Source organism: Agarivorans sp. TSD2052, assembly GCF_023238625.1.
Lineage (GTDB): Bacteria > Pseudomonadota > Gammaproteobacteria > Enterobacterales > Celerinatantimonadaceae > Agarivorans.
In genome coordinates, this window is sequence record NZ_CP096670.1 from 2776145 (window position 1) to 2799502 (window position 23358).

At 44.7% G+C, this 23358-nt stretch carries 23 protein-coding genes; 9 read left to right on the top strand and 14 right to left on the bottom strand.

What is annotated here, in order from left to right; all coding sequences use genetic code 11:
- Positions 1 to 46: 46 nt before the first annotated feature.
- The 4 genes from M0C34_RS12545 to M0C34_RS12560 form a co-directional block, all read right to left on the bottom strand.
- Positions 47 to 4075, bottom strand: a complete 4029-nt coding sequence (locus M0C34_RS12545; protein ID WP_248712032.1) for an AsmA family protein — start codon at positions 4073 to 4075, stop codon at positions 47 to 49.
- A gap of 206 nt (positions 4076 to 4281) precedes the next feature.
- Positions 4282 to 5439 (bottom strand): glycoside hydrolase family 5 protein, encoded by a 1158-nt coding sequence (locus tag M0C34_RS12550; RefSeq protein WP_248712033.1) that lies wholly within the window; start codon positions 5437 to 5439, stop codon positions 4282 to 4284.
- Between the two features lie 274 nt (positions 5440 to 5713).
- Positions 5714 to 6619, bottom strand: coding sequence for an AraC family transcriptional regulator (locus M0C34_RS12555; protein ID WP_248712034.1), 906 nt, complete (start codon positions 6617 to 6619; stop codon positions 5714 to 5716).
- On the bottom strand, positions 6606 to 7031 hold the full coding sequence (locus M0C34_RS12560; RefSeq protein WP_248712035.1) for a DUF5329 family protein: 426 nt from the start codon (positions 7029 to 7031) through the stop codon (positions 6606 to 6608). The genes M0C34_RS12555 and M0C34_RS12560 overlap by 14 nt, the downstream gene beginning before the upstream one ends.
- A 195-nt stretch (positions 7032 to 7226) precedes the next feature.
- On the opposite strand from M0C34_RS12560, the gene M0C34_RS12565 reads away from it, so the two are divergent.
- Genes M0C34_RS12565 through M0C34_RS12595 form a run of 7 tightly spaced genes read left to right on the top strand, consistent with a single transcriptional unit; the run spans position 7227 to position 13622 of the window.
- Positions 7227 to 10022, top strand: a complete 2796-nt coding sequence (locus tag M0C34_RS12565; RefSeq protein WP_248712036.1) for a monovalent cation/H+ antiporter subunit A — start codon at positions 7227 to 7229, stop codon at positions 10020 to 10022.
- A complete protein-coding gene (locus M0C34_RS12570; RefSeq protein WP_248712037.1) occupies positions 10022 to 10375 on the top strand; it encodes a Na+/H+ antiporter subunit C in 354 nt (117 codons plus the stop codon). Before M0C34_RS12565 ends, M0C34_RS12570 begins: the two co-directional genes overlap by 1 nt.
- Entirely contained in the window at positions 10375 to 11886 is a 1512-nt protein-coding gene (locus M0C34_RS12575) for a monovalent cation/H+ antiporter subunit D (RefSeq protein ID WP_248712038.1), read from the top strand. The genes M0C34_RS12570 and M0C34_RS12575 overlap by 1 nt, the downstream gene beginning before the upstream one ends.
- Positions 11886 to 12386 (top strand): Na+/H+ antiporter subunit E, encoded by a 501-nt coding sequence (locus M0C34_RS12580; protein WP_248712039.1) that lies wholly within the window; start codon positions 11886 to 11888, stop codon positions 12384 to 12386. Before M0C34_RS12575 ends, M0C34_RS12580 begins: the two co-directional genes overlap by 1 nt.
- On the top strand, positions 12380 to 12649 hold the full coding sequence (locus M0C34_RS12585; protein ID WP_248712040.1) for a K+/H+ antiporter subunit F: 270 nt from the start codon (positions 12380 to 12382) through the stop codon (positions 12647 to 12649). Before M0C34_RS12580 ends, M0C34_RS12585 begins: the two co-directional genes overlap by 7 nt.
- A gap of 9 nt (positions 12650 to 12658) precedes the next feature.
- On the top strand, positions 12659 to 13024 hold the full coding sequence (locus M0C34_RS12590; protein ID WP_248712041.1) for a Na+/H+ antiporter subunit G: 366 nt from the start codon (positions 12659 to 12661) through the stop codon (positions 13022 to 13024).
- Complete coding sequence (locus tag M0C34_RS12595) at positions 13017 to 13622, top strand: DUF938 domain-containing protein (RefSeq protein WP_248712042.1); 606 nt, start codon at positions 13017 to 13019, stop codon at positions 13620 to 13622. The genes M0C34_RS12590 and M0C34_RS12595 overlap by 8 nt, the downstream gene beginning before the upstream one ends.
- A 219-nt stretch (positions 13623 to 13841) precedes the next feature.
- On the opposite strand, the gene M0C34_RS12600 is transcribed toward M0C34_RS12595, so the two are convergent.
- The 4 genes from M0C34_RS12600 to M0C34_RS12615 form a co-directional block, all read right to left on the bottom strand.
- Entirely contained in the window at positions 13842 to 14132 is a 291-nt protein-coding gene (locus tag M0C34_RS12600) for a hypothetical protein (RefSeq protein WP_248712043.1), read from the bottom strand.
- Between the two features lie 110 nt (positions 14133 to 14242).
- Positions 14243 to 14668, bottom strand: coding sequence for a hypothetical protein (locus tag M0C34_RS12605; protein ID WP_248712044.1), 426 nt, complete (start codon positions 14666 to 14668; stop codon positions 14243 to 14245).
- 95 nt (positions 14669 to 14763) lie between these two features.
- Positions 14764 to 15147: a hypothetical protein gene (locus M0C34_RS12610; protein ID WP_248712045.1), complete on the bottom strand. Its 384-nt coding sequence runs from the start codon at positions 15145 to 15147 to the stop codon at positions 14764 to 14766.
- 76 nt (positions 15148 to 15223) lie between these two features.
- On the bottom strand, positions 15224 to 15841 hold the full coding sequence (locus M0C34_RS12615) for a DUF3885 domain-containing protein (protein ID WP_248712046.1): 618 nt from the start codon (positions 15839 to 15841) through the stop codon (positions 15224 to 15226).
- A gap of 198 nt (positions 15842 to 16039) precedes the next feature.
- On the opposite strand from M0C34_RS12615, the gene M0C34_RS12620 reads away from it, so the two are divergent.
- Positions 16040 to 16921, top strand: a complete 882-nt coding sequence (locus M0C34_RS12620) for a site-specific integrase (protein WP_248712047.1) — start codon at positions 16040 to 16042, stop codon at positions 16919 to 16921.
- 2 nt (positions 16922 to 16923) lie between these two features.
- Complete coding sequence (locus M0C34_RS12625) at positions 16924 to 17964, top strand: IS91 family transposase (RefSeq protein WP_248712048.1); 1041 nt, start codon at positions 16924 to 16926, stop codon at positions 17962 to 17964.
- Positions 17965 to 18220: 256 nt separating this feature from the next.
- Here the strand turns inward: M0C34_RS12625 and M0C34_RS12630 are convergent, their stop codons facing one another.
- The 6 genes from M0C34_RS12630 to clpP all read right to left on the bottom strand — a co-directional run bounded on the left by M0C34_RS12630 (position 18221) and on the right by clpP (position 23287).
- A complete protein-coding gene (locus M0C34_RS12630) occupies positions 18221 to 18598 on the bottom strand; it encodes a hypothetical protein (RefSeq protein WP_248712049.1) in 378 nt (125 codons plus the stop codon).
- Between the two features lie 95 nt (positions 18599 to 18693).
- A complete protein-coding gene (locus M0C34_RS12635; protein WP_248712050.1) occupies positions 18694 to 19437 on the bottom strand; it encodes a hypothetical protein in 744 nt (247 codons plus the stop codon).
- Between the two features lie 158 nt (positions 19438 to 19595).
- Positions 19596 to 19952, bottom strand: coding sequence for a hypothetical protein (locus tag M0C34_RS12640; RefSeq protein ID WP_248712051.1), 357 nt, complete (start codon positions 19950 to 19952; stop codon positions 19596 to 19598).
- 414 nt (positions 19953 to 20366) lie between these two features.
- The gene (locus M0C34_RS12645) at positions 20367 to 20990 is read right to left on the bottom strand and encodes a glutathione S-transferase family protein (RefSeq protein ID WP_248712052.1); all 624 of its coding nucleotides are present in this window, start codon (positions 20988 to 20990) and stop codon (positions 20367 to 20369) included.
- Between the two features lie 282 nt (positions 20991 to 21272).
- Entirely contained in the window at positions 21273 to 22550 is a 1278-nt protein-coding gene (clpX, locus tag M0C34_RS12650) for an ATP-dependent protease ATP-binding subunit ClpX (protein ID WP_248712053.1), read from the bottom strand.
- 113 nt (positions 22551 to 22663) lie between these two features.
- Entirely contained in the window at positions 22664 to 23287 is a 624-nt protein-coding gene (gene clpP, locus M0C34_RS12655) for an ATP-dependent Clp endopeptidase proteolytic subunit ClpP (protein WP_305883129.1), read from the bottom strand.
- Positions 23288 to 23358: the final 71 nt, after the last annotated feature.

Genomic DNA, 23358 nt, shown 5'->3' on the forward strand with positions numbered 1-23358 from the left:
TGCGAAAGTCCACATTAACAAAAAAGGTCAGCGCTCAAACTTGAGTTTATTGCTCACTTGGTGTCTGTTTCGCTTGCTGCCAGGCTTGTAGGCATAGTTCACTGCCGTTGGCATCTAAGGGGGCTTCGACTATCCAGCGCAATGGTGAAACCACCGGACTAGTAACAAAACGAAGTGTGGTACCGAGTAAGCCTCCATTGGCTACCCCCACGTTGAAATCTTCAAAGCTGCCACTCACTTGAATGGGTGTAGCTAAACCAAATATTTGCGCTCGCTTGGCTTGTGGCCTTAATACCATGTTGACTTGTTGCTGCTTAAAATCGATCGACGCTTCACCCAACACTCGCATTCTTGAAGTATCGGCCAGCAAGACATTTTTAGTTAGCTCACCATGGTCACCATCAAACACCGCCACCACACAATTGAGTACTGATTTTTCAGCGTCATCAAGCTCTGGCACCACCGCGCTGGCCAAACTCACCGCCCATAAATCGAGAATGCCAGCTTCAAAATGCTGCGGCCATATAGCAAAACCAACTTGACCATTAAGATCGGCAAACCATTGCTTGGGGTTAACAAACTCACTATTTACCTCAAGGTTTACGCTTAGCGTACCGCCCATCTTCGTTTCCGGTTTAATCCGCCTTGCGAGGAGGCCATAATCAAAGTTCTCAATGGAGGCCTTAAGCTCACTATAAAAGCCGGCGTTGGAGGGGCTTAGTTCGGCACTGACATTGAGCTCTCCACCGGGTAAAGCGATCCACAAAGGGTCTAAGCGAAAACGCTGATCTTGCAAGCTCCAATACAGTTTTCCTTGGCCCAGCCAATCTTCGCCTGATTGCACTTTTTCTACATCTAAACGAAACTTAGCGTTTAGCCGCTTAAATAATTCTTGGCTCAACAACGCTTGAGTCGCTGGCGCAGGCTGTTGATTAACCGCCGTTTGCTGGCTGCTATGGTCTTGCTGATTTGCGGCTGGCTGTTGGTCTGAATTATGGGCCCAGCCTTGCCAACCACCGGTTTTAAAATCGTCTAACTGGATATTGTTAGCGCTTACCGCCAGCTCTAACAGTGGTTTATTACCACTAGTGACTAAACTTGCCCCGCCGGTTAATTCACTGCTCGCGATGGCAAGTAACATGTCATTTATGGCATATCCTTGCGGACTAAGCACCAACTCACCCGCTAGTTTTATGGGGCCAAAAGGGGGTAGTTCAATGCCATGTAAACGGTCTAACTGGCTGAGTTTTGGGCTGCTCAATTGCACCGCTAACGTGAGGTTCTGCGCCGAGATAGGCCGCGGTAAATTGGCCTGAGCTGATAAAGCTACTTCGGCTAATTCAAGGGATAAATGGATCGGAAGCGCACTGGGCTTTTGGGTAAATTCGCGCAAACTTAAGGTGCTTAAAGACAGCGTTAAGGGCAATTGCTTTAGTTGCCCAGACAGCGCGAGAGTAATCGGTTGTTCAGGATTTGCCGTTAAACTGCCCTCGCTTAATTCAACCCGAGCGCTGGCTTGAGTATTTGGGTCGACTAATAGCCAGTAGCCCCCCTTTAGCTTGGCACTAAACTGAGTACTGGCAAGCAGTTGTGCAACATTGTTACCGCTTAGAGAGAGCGCAAGCTCAGCGCTATCAAGCTCGATTTTCGCTTGCTCAGCAATGTTAAATTGTTTGAGTATTTGCCCAACATTAGGCTGTTGACTCGCGATTGTAAAATCCAATTTTAGTGGCGAAGCACGTAAATCAAGTAAAGCGTTCCCGACAAATTTGCTATCGGCTAATTCGGCACTAAAAGGTGCTTTCTGTAGCCACCCATCTCGCGCGACAGCAGTTAGTGTGAGCTGTTTAAGTTGATGCTCTCCAATCAGCAGTTGCTTTATATTTAGCGCTAAGTCAGCGTCGTGAATCGACCAACCTTTAGGCAAAATTGGCAGGCGAATGTCTATGCTATTTTTGGCCACTGTGGCGGCTTGAGCGTCAAGCTGGCTTGCATTTTGGGCTACATCGCCACTGGGCATTAATGCCATTAGCTGTGCGACATCGATACGCTGCCAGTTTGATTTGATGGTCACCAAACCTTGCTCGGTTTTAGCTTCGCTCCAAGAGGCTTGTAATTCACCTTGGCTATCAGCTAATTGTAAGTGACTTATATTTAACGAAGACTGACCGCGAGAAGCCTGCAGTTCTAGCGCTAGCTTGAGCGCGCCTTGGGCATTTGTGTCAACCCCTAGCCACGGACTTAATAAGCCAATACGTTCGCCTTCAGCGTTAAGGCTTAAACTTGCTCCTTGCTGCCATTGACCACTGGGTAACTCACCCTTTACCTGCAGCTCAATGGCCGGAGAGTGTAGCTGCATATCAAGCCGCCACGGTTCATTATCTAACATCGCCCGCAATGGGCTCGCATGTAGCACCGCGTTTACCGGAATATCCAGCAAGATACCATCGAGCTTAACCAACACCTCACTCTCTACACTGGCGGTTAAACTAGCGTGCTGAATATTAAGTGCAGTACCTGCAGGCAATAACATCTGGCTGTTTTCAATGTTGTAGTCGAAATGACTATTTGCCAACAGCTCAGCAATGGTGGTGCCATTGGCGTTAATTTTGAGTACTGAACGGCCAATATTGCCGCTACTGCCTGCCAGCATCGGTATACGGCTAGCTAATTTATCTAAAGGGGATTTTTTTGCCACTAAGCGCATCGACGTCTCTAAACGCTCATCATGGATACTGGCTTTAAGGTTGCCGTTAAAACGAACATCGTCTATCACTGCTCGCAGGGGGGCTTTGAGGCTTTCACCTTCAACTTTTAAACCTATGCTAATCGCGGATACTTCCAGCGGTAAGCCTTCAATACTGGCAACTTTTAACGATAGGTCAACATCGGCTTGATTTAGCCAATAACGAATAATCTGCAACAAGGGCAAGGATTCAGACTCTGAGGCTGCTGTACTCGCCAGCGGGGCCTGAACAGGTTTGCTTTTAAGCTCAGCTTTGGTGCTTAACATATCATCCTGAGCCAGCGCTAACCAAGGGCTTAAGTCAATTTGGTCAATGTTCAAATTGCCGTTAATTTCTAGTGGTGAATCACCTTTCAAAGTCAGTTCACCATTCAAATGACTAGAGCCCAAACTGGCATTCATTGGCGTGAGGCTATATTCACCGGGCTTTCCATCAAAACGTGAAACAAGTGTAATCGGTGCCAATTGGGCAAATTCATCGCCTAACAAACGCGCGATAGAGTCAGGATTTTGCCAATCGAGGCTGAGCTCTAGGTGGCTATTTTGATCGCTTTGCGGGGCAATCTCCCCACTTAAATTTAGCTGAGCGTCGGCCACTTGCATGTTAAGCTCAACATCACCGGCCCGCCCTTGCAACAGCGGCTCTAATTGCCATCGAGACTGAAGAGCATAGGTCTCATCGAGCATGCTACCAAAGGCTGTCATGGCCAAGGTATCACTGTCTGGCGAGGTAAGTTTAAGCTCATCTAGGCGCCAAGTGACTAAGGCTTCGGCCGCTTGGTTTTGATAGCTAATTTGTGCATCACTAATTAATATTTGCTGATTAATATCAAAGCTATAATTTATGCCTTGCCAGGAAAAACTGCCGCCCTCTTCCTCGTGAGAACTCTGGTTTACAGATGGCGCTGCTTTGGCCTTATTTGGCTGGGTAAACTGCCAGTTGTTTTCACCACTGTCGTTTCTGATTAGCGCTAAATGAAAGCCATCGAGTAATACTTGCTCTATCTGTAAATGACGGTTGATTAAGGGGAGCACTCTGAGTTGCGCACTGGCTTTACGAACCTGCGCAAAGTAAGGTTGGTTAAATCCGCTAGGATTAGCGATGTCAATCTGCTCAACGGTAATCGCAGGGATAAATGACAGCTCAATACTGATATCACCAGTGATGCGAACATCACGTTGTAACTGCTCACTGAGCAAGTTAGTCAGCAACTGGCGGCTATCACCAATTTCTAGTTTGATGCCAACCACTAAAATGGCAATTGGCAGTAATAAGATTGCCAACAACACGCTTGTGCTAATTAGGCTTCGCTTTACCCATCGCTTCATTTTCATGACTTATTTCACTAATGTTCATTGAGTATAAACCAGTTAAGCAGTAGCGCTAATAACTTGAATTTTTTAGCTATATTGCAGACTTATAAACAAACTATAGTGCTTGGTTGGCAATTTGATCATGGCAAAAGATGAAAAAACTGAAATGTGCAGAAACATCATCATTTGCCTAAGCTTGTGCTTAGGCAAATGAGTGGTTTTTAGGGTTGTGCAGGGATCAACGCTTCGATTAAAGCGGGGCGCCATTCGCCAACCGCAGGGTCATAAGCGCCAAAGCCAGATGCATATTCCCAGTAAGCCCAACTAATATCACGCTTCTCAGCTTCACGAGCAATAAAGGCTGTCCAAGCGCGTTGGTGGTCACCTTCGGAGAATTGTGAAAACACCCCATATTCACCCATGAATATCTCAAAGCCTCGACCTGCTTGTTCATTCCATGCGGTAACGCGGTCAAACAAGGCGATCAATGGTTGCTGGTCCGCTTCGGTACCTAACCAAGGTGTACCAATCCAATCATTTGCACCTTGTACCCAACTCGCGCCTTGGTGAGTAAAATGGAAAGGTTCGTAGTAGTGGACCGTAATAATGGTGTTATTGGCGTTCACACTCGTAGGCAGGTTTAGCTTCGTTAAGCCATCGGGATGGCCCCAATTAGCGGTACCAATCATGATAGTGCGTTGCTCTGTACCATTGTTTTGCTGATCGGCCATATCCGTCCATATCAGCTGAGTCAGTCTGCCTATGATGTCATTCCAGTCATCATAACCAATCGTGCCGTTAGGTTCGTTAAGTAGCTCAAACACTAAGCTGTCTGCATCATAAGCATCAAGGGTAAACTGACTACTGATTTGCTGCCAAATACCGACTAAACGTTGGATATGCGCTTCTTGTTTACTCTCAGTATCATTCATCATTTCTTCATAGTGATGAACGTTAAGTACCACTTTTAGCCCCGCCGCTTTTGCCCAATCAACCACTTGTTCTACCCGCGCCATAAACGCTGCATCAATTTGATACGGTGCGGTTTCACTAGCATGATTAGACCAACGCACAGGGATACGCACGGTTTTAAAACCGGCATCAACGATAATCTGTAAATCTTGCTCAACCAACAAGCGACCGTCTGTCCACTCACCTTCATTGGGCGCTTCTAAAAAATTGCCTAAGTTTAGTCCACGGCCTAACTGCGTTTGCGCCATGCCACCACTGCTATTCCAGTCATACATATCGGTGTAATAGCTGCTATCGAGTACCACGCTCGCATCACTAGAAGCGCCGGTTGATCCGCCGCAAGCACTGAGCATTAAGCTAGCACTGGTAAACAGTCCCACTTGAATAATTTTCTTTAGGTTTTCCATGGCATTACCTTCCTATAGCTGAGCATATATTAGACGCTAGGCTAGCCGATACCAAGGTTGATAAATAGCCATGATGATGAGCAATTGAAGATAACATGCAGGCTCTCACAGATAATTTTTTACAATGCCCGCTAGCCCTGATTTGTTTCACCGCTTTCATACTGAACTGCGAAATAACATCAATTGACCAAAAACATTTCAGTTGAATTGTTTTTCTACAAATAAAAAGCAGCCTATAAGGCTGCCTAGATTGAACTCAACAAGATTCGCTTGCTTACAATTTTACCGCACTACAAAAACTTACATCAGCCTGTTTAGTCACCGGATCAAAGCTATGGTATAGCTCAAAGCAAGGGCGATTATCAACACTCAGCTCTGCCTCAACCACTTGATTCATCAGTTGTTGCCAAAACAAAGGGTACTGGCTAAATTCGGTGACCGTTTTACGTAAGGTGGCATATCCTCCGCTTGCGAGAGTTTGTATCTCAATACCTGCTGGCGGTTTGGTATCGGCAGGCACCGCAATGCATATATCAGTGCGGCATTTTTCTGCCGGGGTGAGCTCAGGGTTATCATGATAAATGAATAGCGATTCGCCCCGCGCTAAGCCCATTGGTCCAGCCCAGCGGTATAACTTCTCGCTAGCAACATCGTAGCCTTCGCCGTAAGGGCCAGTAACTCTAATATAAGCTAGCGTTTTATTGTCAAATTGTTCGGTTTTCATCGACACTCTCCTTGGTTGATTAGCTGAGCTAGCATAGAGTTTATCTTCGCTTGAGGCGTGTCCATTATTGCGCAGTAGGTGTCCAATCTTGCTGTCTCTCAACAATTGATTGTAAGTGGCTAAGTTTTCGCAGTTTCTTACCGCCGAAGGGCTAATAGCAAAATACCCTCGAAACGCTTTGGCCAATGCTTGCGAACTAGAAAAACCAAAATCCAAAGCCACCTTGGTAACGGGTTCTTTATGATAAAACAATTGATTGGCGGCTTTTTCCAGTTTTAAGCGGCGAATAAAATCAGCCGGCGTTTCATCGGTTACCGCTTTGAAGATGCGATGAAAATAATAGGGCGACAAATGCGCCAACTTAGCCACTTCATTAAGGTTTAAGTTTTGGTCGACATTTTTCTCTAAGTAACGAATCACCGGTGTGAATTTTAGCCGGTAATCAGTTTTGCTCATGAGCAACCTGCTGATTATCATAGGCTGCAAGCTGTTGATACAACCAAGTGCCCGACTCTACTTGCTGGCCATCACTAAAACGAATCATGTAAGGTTTGCCGCTAAGCGATGATTTACTGGCCAGTTTGTCGATGAACATTTCAGCCGTCCACTTTTCTTTGCTTGGGGCAAACCAACTATTTTGCGCGCGCTTTAACTTCATACGCAAATGCGCCCCCGCTTCTGCAGAATCATGTTCTGACCCGTTGCGAGTGAACACCAAATCGGTTTGCTCTATCGCATGCAATAAAGCCTCTATGCGCACTTGTTGCTTAGGCCAATTTTCGCTTTCAGCTTCAGCGCTTAAGGCAAACTGGGTTTGAAGACCAAACCACAAAATCAGGGTAGTGAAAAACCATTGTTTGAATTGCAACTTATGCCACCGTTTTTACTTATTGCTTATTCCGTAGTCTATGACTCAAAAGCGCTAAGCTCAAGCAACAAAACAAGCATATGAATCAATCAGTAACTTAAGTAGACTAGAGTTAACAAAGCATGGATATTCATTCAATTAATGACTATTATTTTGCTGCGATACCAACTAATTAGCTAATGGAGCTTTGCTGAAATGCATTATTTTTGGGTACCATTTTTACCCATGTTGGGGATTATTGTTCCCTTACTAGCCAATAAACTCAGCCGCAGCGCCTGCGCACTAGCTACCGCTTTACTGCCGGCGTTAGCCCTTTGCTTAATTTTGCTCGACTTACCCGCGGTATTTGCTGGCCAGTACTTTAGCCAGAGCATTGAGTGGATCCCGCAGTTGGGTTTGGCTTTATCATTTCGCCTTGATGGTTTGTCTGCATTATTTAGTTTGCTGATCCTAGGCATTGGTTTGCTGGTGATTTTGTATGCCCGCTATTACCTGTCAGAAAAAGACCATATGGGGCGTTTTTACTGCTACCTAATTATGTTTATGACAGCAATGCTGGGCATTGTTATGTCAAACAACATGCTGCAACTTTGGTTTTACTGGGAATTAACCAGCATCAGTTCGTTTTTACTGATTAGTTTTTGGTCACACAATAGTGATGCACGTAAAGGCGCCAGAATGGCGCTCACCATCACGGGGGCCGGCGGTTTAGCGTTACTCGCGGGGATAGTATTGTTAGGTCAAGTGGTAGGCAGTTACGAGTTAGACGTAGTGCTAAATAGCGGTGAGCTAGTAAAACAACACCCTTATTACTTGGCTATTTTAAGTTTATTTTTGATTGGTGCATTTACTAAATCAGCCCAATTTCCGTTCCACTTTTGGCTACCGCATGCAATGGCAGCTCCTACCCCGGTAAGTGCTTATTTGCACTCGGCCACCATGGTTAAAGCAGGCATTTTCTTACTCGCACGTTTTTACCCGGTACTCGCGGGCACCGAAGTCTGGTTTGCGGTGGTATCACTCACTGGTTTATTTACCTTGTTACTCGGTGCTTACTCAGCATTATTTAAACACGATTTAAAAGGCCTTTTGGCCTACTCAACCATTAGCCACCTTGGTTTGATTGTGTTGTTACTGGGTTTAAATACCGAGTTAGCCGCCATTGCTGCGGTATTTCATATTATGAACCACGCCATTTTCAAAGCATCTTTGTTTATGGCCGCCGGTATTATTGACCATGAATCAGGTTCGCGAGATATGCGCAAACTAAACGGTTTATGGAAATACATGCCTATCACCGCCACCTTAGCGATGGTCGCTTCGGCCGCAATGGCTGGCGTGCCGTTGCTCAATGGCTTTTTATCAAAAGAGATGTTCTTTGCCGAAACCTTAGACCAAAGTATTTTAGGCTCAATGTCTTGGCTTATTCCGGTACTGGCGACAATCGCTGGGGCCTTTGCCGTGGCTTACTCTCTGCGCTTTATTCATGACGTATTCTTTAACGGTGAGCCAAAGGGTTTAACCAAAACCCCCCACGAGCCTCCACGCTATATGCGGGTTCCCGTTGAAATATTAGTGGCGATTTGTTTACTGGTAGGTATGTTCCCTAACTATACTATTGGTCCGCTGCTAAATAGCGCATCATTCGCGGTGCTCAATCATCCATTACCGGAATATAGCCTGGCCGTTTGGCATGGATTTAATATTCCATTATTAATGAGCGGACTGGCGATTGCGGGTGGCCTAGCCATTTACTTAAACCGTAAACCCTTATTTAAATTTGAGGGTAAATTCCCAGCGATTGACGCCAAAGCAGAATTTGAAGGCTTTATTCAAATCTGTGTAAGATGGGCGCAAACAGTTAATAGTAAGTTGGAGACGGGCTCGTTACAACGCTATGCGTTTTGGCTGTGTTTCTTCGCTTTATTGCTCATCGCCCCGCCCTTGTTAGATCTAGACACCACCAGAGGTAGCTTGCCAGGGCATCCGATTAATGGTGCTGTGATTGTAGCGGCTATTTTATTAATTGCCGGTTCGCTAGCCACCGTAATTTGGAGCCATTACCGCCTGATTGCTTTGTTAATGTTATCGTTAGTGGGCTTAGTCGTATCAATTACCTTTGCTTACTTTTCGGCGCCCGACTTAGCTCTCACCCAGCTTTCGGTAGAAATTGTAACGGTAATTTTATTATTGCTGGCACTCTATTTCTTCCCGCAGCATACCCCGACGAGTAAAAGCCGCCCTAGTCACTTTGTTCGTGACTTGGCTCTAGCCTCTTTAATAGGCTGTATTATCGGAAGTATTTGTTTTGCTTTAATGACCCATCCTTTAGATAGTATTTCTGAGTTCTTCTTAGCCAATGCTAAAACCGGCGGTGGTGGTACTAACGTGGTTAACGTTATTTTGGTCGATTTCCGTGGCTTTGATACCTTTGGCGAAATTACCGTGCTTGGCATTGCAGCATTGGGTATTCACAAGCTGATTGCTCGCATGCGTTTATCAATGCGTACTAAAGATCACGATGGCCGACTATGGGCTAAAGATAAATACCCGGTATTACTCTCTGTAGTATCGCAAAGCTTGTTGCCGCTGTTTCTGCTTATTTCTGCTTACATCTTTATGCGCGGGCACAACCTACCAGGTGGCGGTTTCATTGCAGGCCTGATTACATCAATTGCCTTAATTCAACAATACCTTGCACACGGGGTTGATTGGATGGCTAAGCGGGTGAGTGTTAGTTACCACTATATGATAGCCCTTGGATTAGTGACCGCGGCGTTAACCGGCTTAGGTAGCTGGATGTTTGGCCGCCCATTCTTAACCTCTTGGTTTGAATATGTATCACTCCCATGGATAGGTAAATTTGAACTCACTAGCGCCTTGGTCTTTGACCTCGGGGTTTACTTCACCGTCATCGGCGCAACTCTGCTTATATTAGCCAGCCTTGGCAAGCTAACCACCAAAGAACGACTCACCGTAGGAGAAAGATAATGGAACTAGTCTACGCCGTGTGTGTCGGCTTCATGAGTGCCTGTGGCATCTTTTTAATGTTACGAGGACATACATTTACCTTGGTGATTGGCCTTACCTTATTGTCTTACGCGGTTAACCTCTTTTTGTTTGCCAGCGGTGGATTAACCATAGGTGCCCCGGCAGTGCTCAACGGCAGTGAAAATTACGCCGATCCTTTACCCCAGGCCTTGGTGCTTACCGCTATTGTGATTGGCTTCGCTATGACCGCCTTTGCGGTAATTTTAGCCATGCGCGGTCGCGCCGACTTAGGCAATGACCACGTAGACGGTGAAGAACCTTTTGACCGCTTAGCGGCGGAGGAAAAATCCTAATGAGTTTGTTTGACCATTTAGTTATTTTTCCGGTTTTAATACCCTTTTTCGTCGCGGTTATTTTGCTGTTCCCAAGCTTAAGTAACTCCCTAGCTAAACAACGGGTATTGTCCATTTCGGCCAACATTTTAATGGTAATTGTTGCGTTGGTGCTGCTCCTAAAAGTGAAAGAGCAAGGCATTCAAGTCTATGCGCTGGGTGATTGGTCTGCGCCGTTTGGCATTGTATTAGTGGCCGATGCGTTCTCGGTGTTAATGGTAAGTTTAAGTGCTATTTTGGGCTTAGCGGTCATCATGTATGCCAGCGCAGGCGAAGATAAAAATGGTGCCTTTTTTCACCCGCTAATTATGTTCCAACTCATGGGAATTAACGGCGCCTTTTTAACGGGCGATGCCTTTAACCTATTTGTATTTTTCGAAGTATTGCTGATTGCCTCTTATTCACTCATGATCCACGGTGGCGGTAAACAGCGCATTCAGGCCAATATCCATTATGTATTTCTTAACTTAATTGGCTCATCGCTGTTCTTGTTTGCTTTAGGTACCTTATACGGCACCTTGGGTACACTTAACTTTGCCGATATGGCCGATAGAATTCCGCAATTGTCGAGTAACGAATTGCTAATTACCCAGTCAGGGGCATTATTGTTACTGGCAGTATTTGGTTTGAAAGCAGCCATGCTACCACTGCATTTCTGGCTACCTAAAGCTTATGCCAGTACCAGCGCGCCAGTGGCGGCGTTGTTTGCCATTATGACCAAAGTGGGCATTTACAGTATTTGGCGGGTGCATGGCGTTATGTTTGGCGACCAAGCAGGCGAGTTAGCCAATATCGCTTTACCGTGGTTATGGCCGCTAGCTTTATTAACCATTGCCATTGGCGCTATTTCAGTACTGGCCAGCCAGAGTTTACGAGTGCTTTGCAGTAACTTGGTGATTGTATCTGTAGGCACCTTATTGGTGACCATTACTATCAATACGGTACAGGCCACTACAGCAGGCATTTATTACTTACTACATAGTACCGTGGCGTGTGCCGCAATGTTCTTGTTGGCGGGATTAATTCAGCAACAACGTGGTAAAGCGGAAGACCGTTTTGTAACCGCCCGAGCCATGCCGCAAGCTGGCATTTTGGGCTTTATCTTTGCCTTATTGGCAATAGGTTTAATTGGTATGCCTCCGCTGTCTGGGTTTGTTGGCAAAGCCTTGATTTTGCAGTCTGTAACCAATGCCAGCCAAGCAATGTGGATTTGGCCACTCATTTTAGGCGCTGGGCTGATATCTTTAATCGCCTTATCACGGGCTGGAACTTCATTGTTTTGGCGCACTAATGGTGAAAATACCACGGCCCTAAAAGGTCACCCTATTCAGTATTTAGCCATTGGCTTATTGGTAGGTTTACTGCCGTTAATGGTGATTTTTGGCGGGGCTGTCAGCGATTATGCACAATTAGCCGCAGAGCAACTGAAGGCAGGTTTAAGCCTGCAACAACTTAATGAGGTAGCCAAATAATGGATAAAGTGCGTAAGTTTATTTGGTTCCCCACCCCTTACCACAGCTTATTGCTATGGTTAGTGTGGCAAATTTTGCATGACTTTAGTCGTGGTCACATGGTGTTAGGGGCTGTGTTTGCCATAGTTATCCCGTGGATTGTTGCGCCACTCAGCGAGAAAGAGCCAGTAGCCCAAAAACCTCTCAAAGTATTGGTATATACGTGTCGTTTAGTGTTTGACATTGTGGTCTCTAATTACGATGTGGCGAAGCGGGTATTACAAAGTAACCGCAGTTTACAACCAGCGTTTATTGCCGTGCCATTAGCGATTAAAGAGCCTTTGCCTCTCACTATTTTCACGAGCAGCGTTTCACTCACGCCCGGCACGGTGAGTGTAGAGTTATCAGATGACCGACAATGGCTGTATGTACACGTGCTGCATCTTGAAGATGAACAGCAATTAATAGACCTAATCAAGCAACGCTATGAAGCGCCTTTGAAGGAGATTTTCGGATGTTAAGTTACGCCACACTGATTGCTAGCGGCTTAATTTGTTGTGCTTTAGCGTTAAATGCTTGGCGCTTGATTATTGGCCCCACGACACCCGACAGAATTATTGCCGTTGATACCATGTACATAAACAGTATTGCCCTGATCATCTTGTTAGGCCTTTACCAAGGCTCTGCCAGTTATTACGAAGGGGCATTATTGATTGCCCTACTTGGCTTTGTAAGTACCTCGGCTTTTTGTAAGTACTTACTGCGCGGCGATATTATCGAATAAGGAAGCCAGATGTCTGTATTATTAGAAATAGTGGTGAGTGTTTTATTGGTGTTAGGCGGTATTGTTATGCTGATAGGCTCTATTGGCTTGGCAAAATTTCCTGATTACTTTACGCGCTTACATGCGCCCACTAAAGCCAGCACCTTAGGGGTAGGCTGTATCCTCATTGCTTCGATGATATTTTTTAGCGTTGAACTTGGCCATGTAAACCTGAAAGAAGCGCTAATAACCATGTTTTTGTTGATCACCGCTCCCGTGGCGGCGCACATGCTTGCTAAAGCGGGCTTGCACTATAAAGTAAACATGAAAGACAATACTCAAAATCAACAATTGGCTAAAAAAGCTTACTTACACCAACGCCCTGACGATGAGTAGCTCTCACCCTGCCGAGTACTTTAACCGCGCCGCAGATAACAACAAACACGCTATCTTAGGCCAAATACAGGCTCGGCTCAGCCAGCACAACACGGTGCTTGAAATAGGTTCAGGCACTGGCCAACACGCGGCTTTTTTTGCCAAAGCCTGCCCACAAACTCGCTGGCAATGCTCAGACCAACAAGCCAATATCTCAGCCATTAGCTACTGGCAACAGTTCTTCGCGCTAAGCCCACAACCAAGGCCCTTAAATTATCAGATTGGTCGAGATAGCTGGCCTTGCCCTTGTGATGCAGTATATACCGCCAATACCACCCACATTATGAGTGAAGCCATTGCTGAAAAGATGTATTTGGCCATTGGCGAACACCTAAAGCCAAGTGGCGCGTTTTATCATTACGGTCCCTTTAAGCTAGCAGGTAAATACAGCAGCGACAGTAACCGTGATTTTGATTTGATGCTACGCCAGCAAGGTTACGGCGGCTTAAGAGACATTGAGCAATTAAAGCAATGGGGCTTAAGTGTGAAGTTGCAATTAACCGAGCAAATAAACATGCCAGCTAACAACTTGCTGTTGATATGGCAAAAACAACCTTAGAGACAAACTTACGGTATTAGCAAGCATCAGTATCTCGCGGTGGTAAACAACCTGCCCCTTTAGGTAAAACTATCATTTATCCCCACTCACACTTTCTGTACAGCGCTAAGCAAAGCTTAGAGCAATCAACACAGGCCGAGCGTAGCGAGGTCCAGTGCAATGCGCATTTTGCTTTGCACGATTGTGCTTGGCCTTGTTATGAGTTTTGCTTGCAACATGCTACAGCCCCAAGCCCTCTTTTACTTCAATGATCATTTTTGCAATATTCATGTCGTGTTCCGGCACTGCAGATAAGCCCATACTTTCCGTTGAGACTACGCCTAGATATTTGGCAATTGAATCAGGCGAATCACTTTCTATTGCGTAAGTGAAAACTCTTAGCAGGTAAGATTGATACTCGTCCCTAGCCCAGTCTCCATCTGAAATTCCGATCGGATCCCACTTATAGAAAAGAATCTCATCAATTCTTTTATAGAGCTCCAATTGATCGGGCGGTAGCTTCTTTCTCATTACTTACTCACGTCTGAATAAGAGGCGTATTAAGCTTGGCTATAATCGCGAAGAATGAGCGTCTGCCAAGCATTAAGACGTCCAATTCTTTATTCTCTTGTTATGTACTGCTAATTGCCGAGTATGCTGCTTTCTAGATCTTGAAATTCTTCTACAGACCAAGTTTTACCATTATTCATATTGCATTCGAGTTCACGAATTAACTGAGTTTCTCTTTCGTTTAAATTGTCCTTCGGAACATTTTCAATAGGAAATTGTTCAATGGTCCAATTATTCTTGAACGCCACTGATAGAACTAAATGAACGAATCTATACCTCAAGTTCCCTTTTGATTGATGTGTTCCATCTTTCTTTACTTCTGGACGCCGAGGTTTTCCATCCATTATTTTTTCAATATTGCGGCGATATTCATTTAGTCTAGATTTCTTAGAAGCTTTTCCAACATACCTAAACTCTTTTGAATCGCTTTTAACCCGAATAAAATAGATAAATGGTTCGTTTAAATTCACGCAGTTTGGATTAGTCCATTCAAACATAATATTCCATAAGTACATAACGATTTACACACCGGCTAAATTGAGCGCCAGCGAAATTTAGTCCACAGCCCGGAACGGGCGGGTGCTGCAACTTGTTAACACTGTAGTCCTTCAATATTAACGACTTTGACAAAAGCAACTCGACCTCCACGCCACCAAATGCCATTAGTTCCGACTTTGATCCTGTTTGCATGATATGGACGACGAGTTTCGTCGACAATCCACATGTTTGCTTTGCCTTTTTGCGGGATGTTACCTGGAACTGTATCAAGAATAACATCGCCTTTTGAATCAAGTATTTCTGGCCAGATCATGTGAACACCCTCTGTTTGAGGATTATCGCCCTCGTAGAGAAAATCTACTCGCATTCCCTGCCCAAGTTTTGCTCCCTTTAGTTCCTCAGAAAGATCTATTACATACTCCACTATGAAATCTGGATTTCTATTAAGTCTTTCTTGATACGGAGTATGCTCATTCATATGGTGTTAACGCTCGTAACTGCGGATGACTTGAAGTGACGAAGGAACGAAAAGGCGTTCCGACAGATTGCGTTTGTTAAGGCTTTTTTGAAAATGTAGCATTCATTGCATCCAAATCATAATCGAGAAGATATTGTGAATATTTCGAATAAAGCTCTGCCAGAAATTCATGATTTGGCCCGACCACGTCCATACCTCTATCATCGTATGGCAAGACCTCGATGGACTTTTTAAGATCGAATAGATAGTAGCTCGCGGGAGGGCAAGGCTTTATACCTTGGTCACAGGCCAAACTACACCACAGCAGCTTTTTCAATGCACTTGATGGCAAATGGAATGCAATGGTGTGCCAATATTCGTCTTCGTCTGTAGCCCATTCGGGATCGTCTTGGTTTTTCTCCTTCCAATGCTCTTTTTTAGTGGGAGGATACAAACCTATATTTTTAAGCTCTCTAACTACCGGTAGAACCGAAAGTAACGATTTTCCTCCAAAAGTTCGAATACATACCAGTATTTCATCATCGAAAATACTTTCGCATATTTCGAGGGCTTTCCTGAAAGCCAAATCAAATTGCTCTAGCCAATCTCCGCCTTCGGACAACTCAAACCGCAGGCCTCCCGGAATACTATAAAATACAGGCCTTTCAAATGCCTTTCCGGAAAATATTTCTGTAATTCTATGCTCGATATTCATTTGAGCCTTAACGCCCAATTAACAGGCAAAAAATGGTTGGCTAAAATAGGTGAACGTAGTGAACAAAAAGCCAACTGTTTTTTGTCCTTGTTTAATTTCTTGTTGAACGAAGCCGCTCTGCGGCAGAGTGCATAGCAGCAGATATCTCATACTCAATGTTACGCGGCCAATCGGTCGTGATTAACCGGAGTATGCAGCATGAACCCTAGCCAACAACATCGTTATAATGCTTTATATAAACAACACCTTACCAATTTAACCTTACAAGGGAAACGCCCAGCTACCATTGATGCGTATTCACGTGCGGTACGTCGTATTTCTGCCCACTTTGACCGCTGCCCAGACACCTTAAGCACCGCTGATTTAAAGGCCTATTTTGCTCAACTGATTAGCAGCCATTCCTGGAGCACCGTGAAGTTAGACCGCAATGGCTTGCAGTTCTTTTATCGCTACACCCTCGATAAACAATGGCAGTGGTTAAACATTGTAAAACCCCCTCAAGTGAAACGCTTACCCGATATCTTAAGCCCTGCGCAAGTAGGCTTAGTGATTAGCATGACTCAACAACCCCGCTATCAAGTCTTCTTCTTGGTGTTGTATTCCATGGGGCTGCGCTTGAGCGAGGGCTTACAGTTAACCATTCATGATATTGACAGTCAGGCCATGCACGTCCATGTGCGTGATGCTAAAGGCGGTAAAGACCGCTTAGTGCCCATGCCGCGTCGCACCCTTCAGGTTTTACGTGCCCACTGGCAAAGCCATCGGCATGCGCGTTTGTTATTTCCGCGCCAAGGTAAACAGGTGGATGTGCCGATGGATAAAGGCGGTGTACAAAAAGCCTTGAAGCGGGTATTGCGCGATTGCGGTATTCATAAACCCATTAGTCCTCACTCGCTGCGCCATTGTTATGCCACCCATCTGCTTGAGCAAGGCTTGGATTTACGCTCCTTGCAACACTTGCTGGGGCACGCCAGTTTAAACACCACCGCGCGCTATACCCAGTTGACCCAAGTGAAACAATTAGATGCGGCAAGGGCGGTGAATACACTCACCGACTCTCTCACCTTAATGTGGCCGTAGCCATGAGCACCTTTATTGATTTACTTCACCAACATGGGGCCAAGCTTGCCCCGCTTTTAGGGGCGGATGCTAAACGGGCAATGTATGCCATGCTGCGCTGTAAAACTGAGCAACAAGGTCAGAGCCATTGGCAGTGTGAGCATTGCCCCCATCATGACCAATTGACGCTTTCTTGCGGCCACAGGCATTGCCCGCAGTGCCAACATCATTGCACCACTGGCTGGTTAACTCGCCAACAACATAAGCTGCTACCCACTACTTACTTTATGGTGACCTTTACCCTGCCTTATGAGCTAAGAGCTTTGGCCCACGTGCAGCCTAAAGCCTTATACCAAATCATGTTCAAGGTGGCATCAAGCCTGTTAAAGGACTTTGCCAAACGCCAGAACAAGGGCGAATTAGGCTTTACCACGGTACTGCATACCCATAGCCGCCAGCGTAATCTGCATCCTCATTTACATGTATTGGTGGCTGGCGGGCGCTATCACGTTGCTAAGCAGCAGTGGCATCACACCAACAAGCAGTACTTGTTTAACGCCTTTGCACTGGCCAAGGTATGGCGAGGGAGAATGCTGGATGCGATTAACCACCACAAGGCGCTGCCTCTGCCCAAGGCGATACCTGCTAAGTGGGTGGTAGATTGTCGCAACGTAGGTTTTGGACTGCCCGCGCTACAGTACTTATCTCGCTACTTGTATCGCGGGGTATTACCCGATAACGCCATCATCAGTACCCATAACGGCCAAGTGAGTTTTAGGTATCAAGATAGCCAAAGCCACACCACCAAAATCCGCACCTTGCCTACCTTGCAATTCTTAAAGCTTATCTTGCAGCATGTATTACCCAAGGGATTTCAGCGGGTGAGAGATTATGGTTTCTTACGGGGCAACGCCAAACAGGTATTGCGGCGCATTCAGTTACTACTGCGAGTGCCTCAACGCGTTAACCTCGCCGCGCTCCAAACCGACAACAACAGCGCGACCCGGCCATGCCCTTGCTGCCAACACCCCATGCACTGCACAGGCATTAGTCGAACGAGCTAGCCGAAAGGCGAACAGTATAAGGATAATGGCAGGGCTTAACACGAGGATGAAAACACACAAAAAATAACAACTTAGCACTACGCCAAACGGGTAAGGGCTTAACGCCGTTGACCCCGTCTTAGCCAAACTCGCCTTGCGAAAACTAACAAGGCCTTGGCCCCGCCAACATCAACACCGTTATTTACTATAGAAAGGAGCATCGGGCTTGTTCAACACCCGAATAAGGTGTCGGCTGCGCGACACCTATTCTTATTTGTTATGTTTCGGTTAACACCACTGCAAAAAATACTAAAATAAAGACAACCAAACCTAATAGGTACTTTTGGGTACGTTTTTTATTTACCGCTTGAGCCTCTTGTGAATATTCAATCAGTGGGATTTTAGTAATACTAATAAAGTAAATTAGTGACGTAATACCCACCACAGATAATATGATGAAACCCGCATATTCAAAGAATACAATTAGTAATGATAAAAGCAATAAACCACTAAAAGCAAACAAACCAATTAACATATTTGCTAATGCCGTATGCTGCCGAATTACTTTACAACCGCAAAGATTGCATTTAGCTGGAAAGGCTTCGGTACACAATATATTTTTTAATGCGCTAATTTGATGATTACAAATATTCATAAGAAACATAACGCCTTAATAACTGGCGAAAAATAGTGGACTAAAATGAAGCGAAGCGTAATAGCCCGCTGTTTTTAGTCCAGTTAATTAACTTGTTACATTTTGACCCATTTGAGAAATTTTTCATTAGGGAACAGCTCTTTTGCAAGTTTCCTTAGGTCTGTATATTTATCTTGCAAGGATTTTTCACTAGCATATACAAGCCCATACATTGTCTCAGCACCATTAATAGAGCCTTGAAACAGACGTTCGCCTAGTTTCTCCTCAAATTCAGACCATAGTAAAGGCTTCCCATTTAGATCATGAAAACTAAGAGCTGGCTGTACTTCATTTACATAGAACTCATTACGAATACCTATTGCGCTTATAGCTTGCTCAAAGCGTTCCTGCTCTATTGTTAAATCCATAAGCATTTGAGCTTTATCTTTCTCCACTAGAAAATTTAGGTTTACTACATCCTGCTTTACGGCAGAGTAGTCTGGTGGCTTCATGGCAGGTAGTGAAAAGCCACGATCGAACGATGTTTTATACTTATCAAAGTCTCTGGTAACACATTGAATAGCGTTAATTTGCCTAATCAATACAAAAAGCGCTGAATTTAGCGCACTTTTTTGTTTATTTTTATCAATTTTATATTCTTCGTGTTTCTTGAGTCTAAATGCAGAAAACGCACCTATAAAACCACCGACAGCAACAGTGAACGCTCTAATTACGTAATCATAGCTTTTAGGTACTACCGATTCTTCAATCGCTACTGAAGACAAATACCAAATATTTAAAATTGCTAAGCCAACGATCACACCGAATATCTCTGGTTGGTAGTTGCGAAGACTCTTCAAGTTAACTCCTTAGAAATGTAACGCCCGCATAAGGGGCGACAAAATGTAGCGGCGATTTGGTTAAAAATTGCGAAGCACAAAACTAAATCGCCGCGTAGTTTTGGCGTCCCAGCCCAAGCTTGCTTGGGCAACTTGATGCGCTTGTTATAACCCTGTTCTCAAATACTCATCAGTACTTCCCAGAAGAAGCTATGAAGGATCAAACTAAGCGAGTAGAAAATATTTAACAAAGCTACCACATAATTTTTTTGCTTAAAACTAACTAAAAATGCATAACCAAACCACAACAGGCTGGATAGATTTACCACATGCAATAGACCTATCGCCATATCAGCCATGGAAGAGTTTTCACCCAAAGTCCACGACAAAAATGAACCATAGGCGGCCATGAAAACAGAAACTAATGCTGTCACTGCATTAACTAAATTTGAATGATTAACCCTCCACACGACAGTAAAAACCAGCATGAATACAACACTGGTAATTGGCATAAATTCAACATAAGCAAAAGGCATCTATCGTACTCAAAGGGTTATAACAGCTTATTAATAGGAAAAATTCCTTGTTTAAACAAGGAATTTTTCCTCTTATCATACATTTGATAAAAACAAGGTTATCACCTTTCCTAAGCTGTATCAGCCACCTAGCTCGAAAAATAACAAAAACATCAGCATGAAAGTATGCAATCACTTGCAGAAAGTAGGAATTGCAAAAGCACTGTGTAAAATCACAGCGCTTTGTCCACTAAAGTAGAAAAATTAAGGGTACATAGGTTTATTAAGAGTAGTTTTGAGGGAGCGGTAACACGTAACGGGGCAAAAGCTAGTTAGGTGATAGCCCCCTAATTAGCAGAAAATACGACAGCTTTTGGCAAAAACCAGCAAATGGATTAGCAGGTACCCTGTTAGAGGCGCTCACCGTTAGTCTCTTTACGGTACCCCATTACATCCATGCTCAACGAAACCCTTTCGTTGAGAGAGCCGTTGGTAATACGCCTGAACCGTTGGAAGCTCTGGTCTCTCCATTGGTGTAGACAGCCAACGATGGGTAGATAGTCCAATTCCAATGTCAGCCAAACTGAACTCGCTACCGAGTATGAAATCACCTGAGCGCTCGAGTTGTCGCTCGAGAAGCATCATATTTTGATTCCAATTGCGAACGCTTGTGTCAATCGCGGGATCTTCAGAATAAGAAGGATTTTTTCTAACGAGTGCCATGAAGGCGTAGCGCCAAGAATTGTTGAGTTCTGTTGCTTGCCAGTCCATCCATTGCTCTACGTGTGCTTTTGGCTTGGGGGAGCGAGGTAAGAGGTCCCAGCGCTCCATGGAGGAGGCCAGATAACGGCAAATTGAATTTGATTCCCAGAGTACAAAGTCCTCGTCAGTAATGACAGGGACCAATGCGTTAGGATTTAAAGCAAGAAACTCGGCTTTAAGCAGCTCACCGTTTTGGTTACCCCATTCTTCAAGTTCGTAGTTAAGGGCAAGCTCTGAGCAAGTCCAAAGCACTTTGCGAACGTTTATCGACGTTGATTTGCCCAACACCTTCAGCATAGTTCCCTCCGACGGTTAATGACCGTTCTATACCTAACACAGATGAACAAGATGCCCTCTAATAATGAGGTTACAGGTGTCAGGAAAGCTAAGTCAAGCAAAGTCCACAGGTAAGCCAATTCGGTCAGTTCTGAGTAGCGTTGGGGCTAATACGCCCTAGCCTATTTCTGGACAGGTATGTGCTAGCTATCCACCAGCCTCAACAACAGATGATAGTTAGTCAAACGCTATAAGCAAAAAAGCCAGTCTTAAGACTGGCTTTTAATCATACATTACAATGACTTAGTCTGCGCTAGCAGCTTTGTCTTCGTTGCTGTATATCAAGATTGGGTCACTTTCACCCTGAATCACCGTTTGATCAATCACTACTTTAGAGATGTTATCAATCGACGGTAAGTCGTACATGGTGTTAAGCAAAACCGCTTCAACAATTGAGCGTAAGCCACGAGCACCCGTTTTGCGCTCCATTGCTTTATAAGCGATGGCACGTAAAGCGTCTTCACGAAACTCTAGTTCAACATCTTCAAGCTTAAACAAGGCCCCGTATTGCTTAGTTAATGCATTCTTAGGTTGGCTTAAGATTTGGATTAAGGCATCTTCGTCGAGTTCAGTCAGTGTTGCCACTACAGGCAAACGACCAATAAACTCTGGAATCAAACCATATTTAACCAAATCTTCTGGCTCTACCTTAGAAAAGGTTTCACTAAGCGTACGTTTATCGGCTTCGCCTTTTACTTCGGCGCCAAAACCAATACCCGCACCGGTAGATGCACGTTGCTCAATCACTTTATCTAGGCCGGCAAATGCACCGCCACAGATAAATAAGATTTTAGAGGTATCAACTTGCAAAAACTCTTGTTGTGGGTGCTTACGGCCGCCTTGAGGAGGTACTGATGCCACGGTACCTTCAATCAATTTAAGCAACGCTTGCTGTACACCTTCGCCCGACACATCACGCGTTATCGATGGGTTGTCAGACTTACGTGAAATCTTGTCGATTTCATCGATGTAAACAATACCACGCTGGGCTTTTTCTACGTCGTAGTCACATTTTTGTAGCAATTTTTGGATGATGTTTTCTACGTCTTCACCCACATAACCGGCTTCGGTTAAGGTTGTGGCGTCGGCCATAGTAAAAGGCACATCTAACAAACGCGCGAGCGTTTCTGCTAACAAGGTTTTGCCACTACCCGTAGGACCAATTAGCAAAATGTTACTTTTGCCAAGTTCTATACCGTCTGCAACATCGCCATTGCGCAAGCGTTTGTAGTGGTTATAAACCGCTACCGCTAACACTTTTTTGGCATGGTCTTGACCAATAACATAGTCATCAAGGTGAGCCCTGATTTCTTTAGGTACTGGTAAAGCATTGCCTTCTTTCTTGGGCGATATTTCTTTTATTTCTTCACGAATAATGTCATTACATAACTCAACACATTCGTCACAAATATAGACGGAAGGCCCAGCAATCAGCTTTCTGACTTCATGCTGGCTTTTACCACAGAAGGAGCAATACAGCAGCTTACTACTATCTCCATCACCCTTGCGCTTATCTGTCATTCGCTAACCTCAAACTTTTAGCACACTCATGTCTTATCTACAGTGTAAATCAAACTGCTGAGAATGCTATTTTCACTATGTTCTTATCTATACAGACCGTGAATAACTTATAACTATTCGCGACGCGCAAAGATATCGTCGACGATACCATATTCTTTTGCCTGCTCGGCGGTCATATAATTATCGCGATCGGTGTCTGCAGCGATAGTATCAAAACTTTGTCCAGTATGCTCGGCCAACAACTCGTTCATGCGACGTTTTGTTTTGATTATCTCATTCGCGTGAATTTCTATATCAGATGCTTGACCTTGATAGCCACCCAATGGTTGGTGAATCATTACTTTTGCGTTAGGTAGACAGTAACGTTTACCTTTTTCGCCACCCGCCAACAAGAATGCGCCCATGCTGGCCGCCATACCCATACATACGGTACTAATGTTTGGCTTAACAAATTGCATGGTGTCGTAAATCGCCATGCCCGCGCTGATAGAACCGCCCGGCGAGTTAATGTAGATGAAGATATCTTTCTCTGGGCTTTCAGATTCTAGAAACAGCAACTGAGCCACCACTAGGTTAGCCATGTGGTCTTCAACTTGACCCGTTAAAAAGATAACTCGATCTTTTAATAAGCGAGAATAAATATCGTAAGAGCGTTCCCCTTTAGAGGTTTGCTCAATAACCATAGGCACCAAAGCCGCCATGGGGTCGAATGCAGACTGATTAACTTCTTTAGACATTGATGCGCTCTTCCTTAAAAAAAATGGCTCGTATGAAGTACATACGAGCCATTATATGCGAGATACTGGTA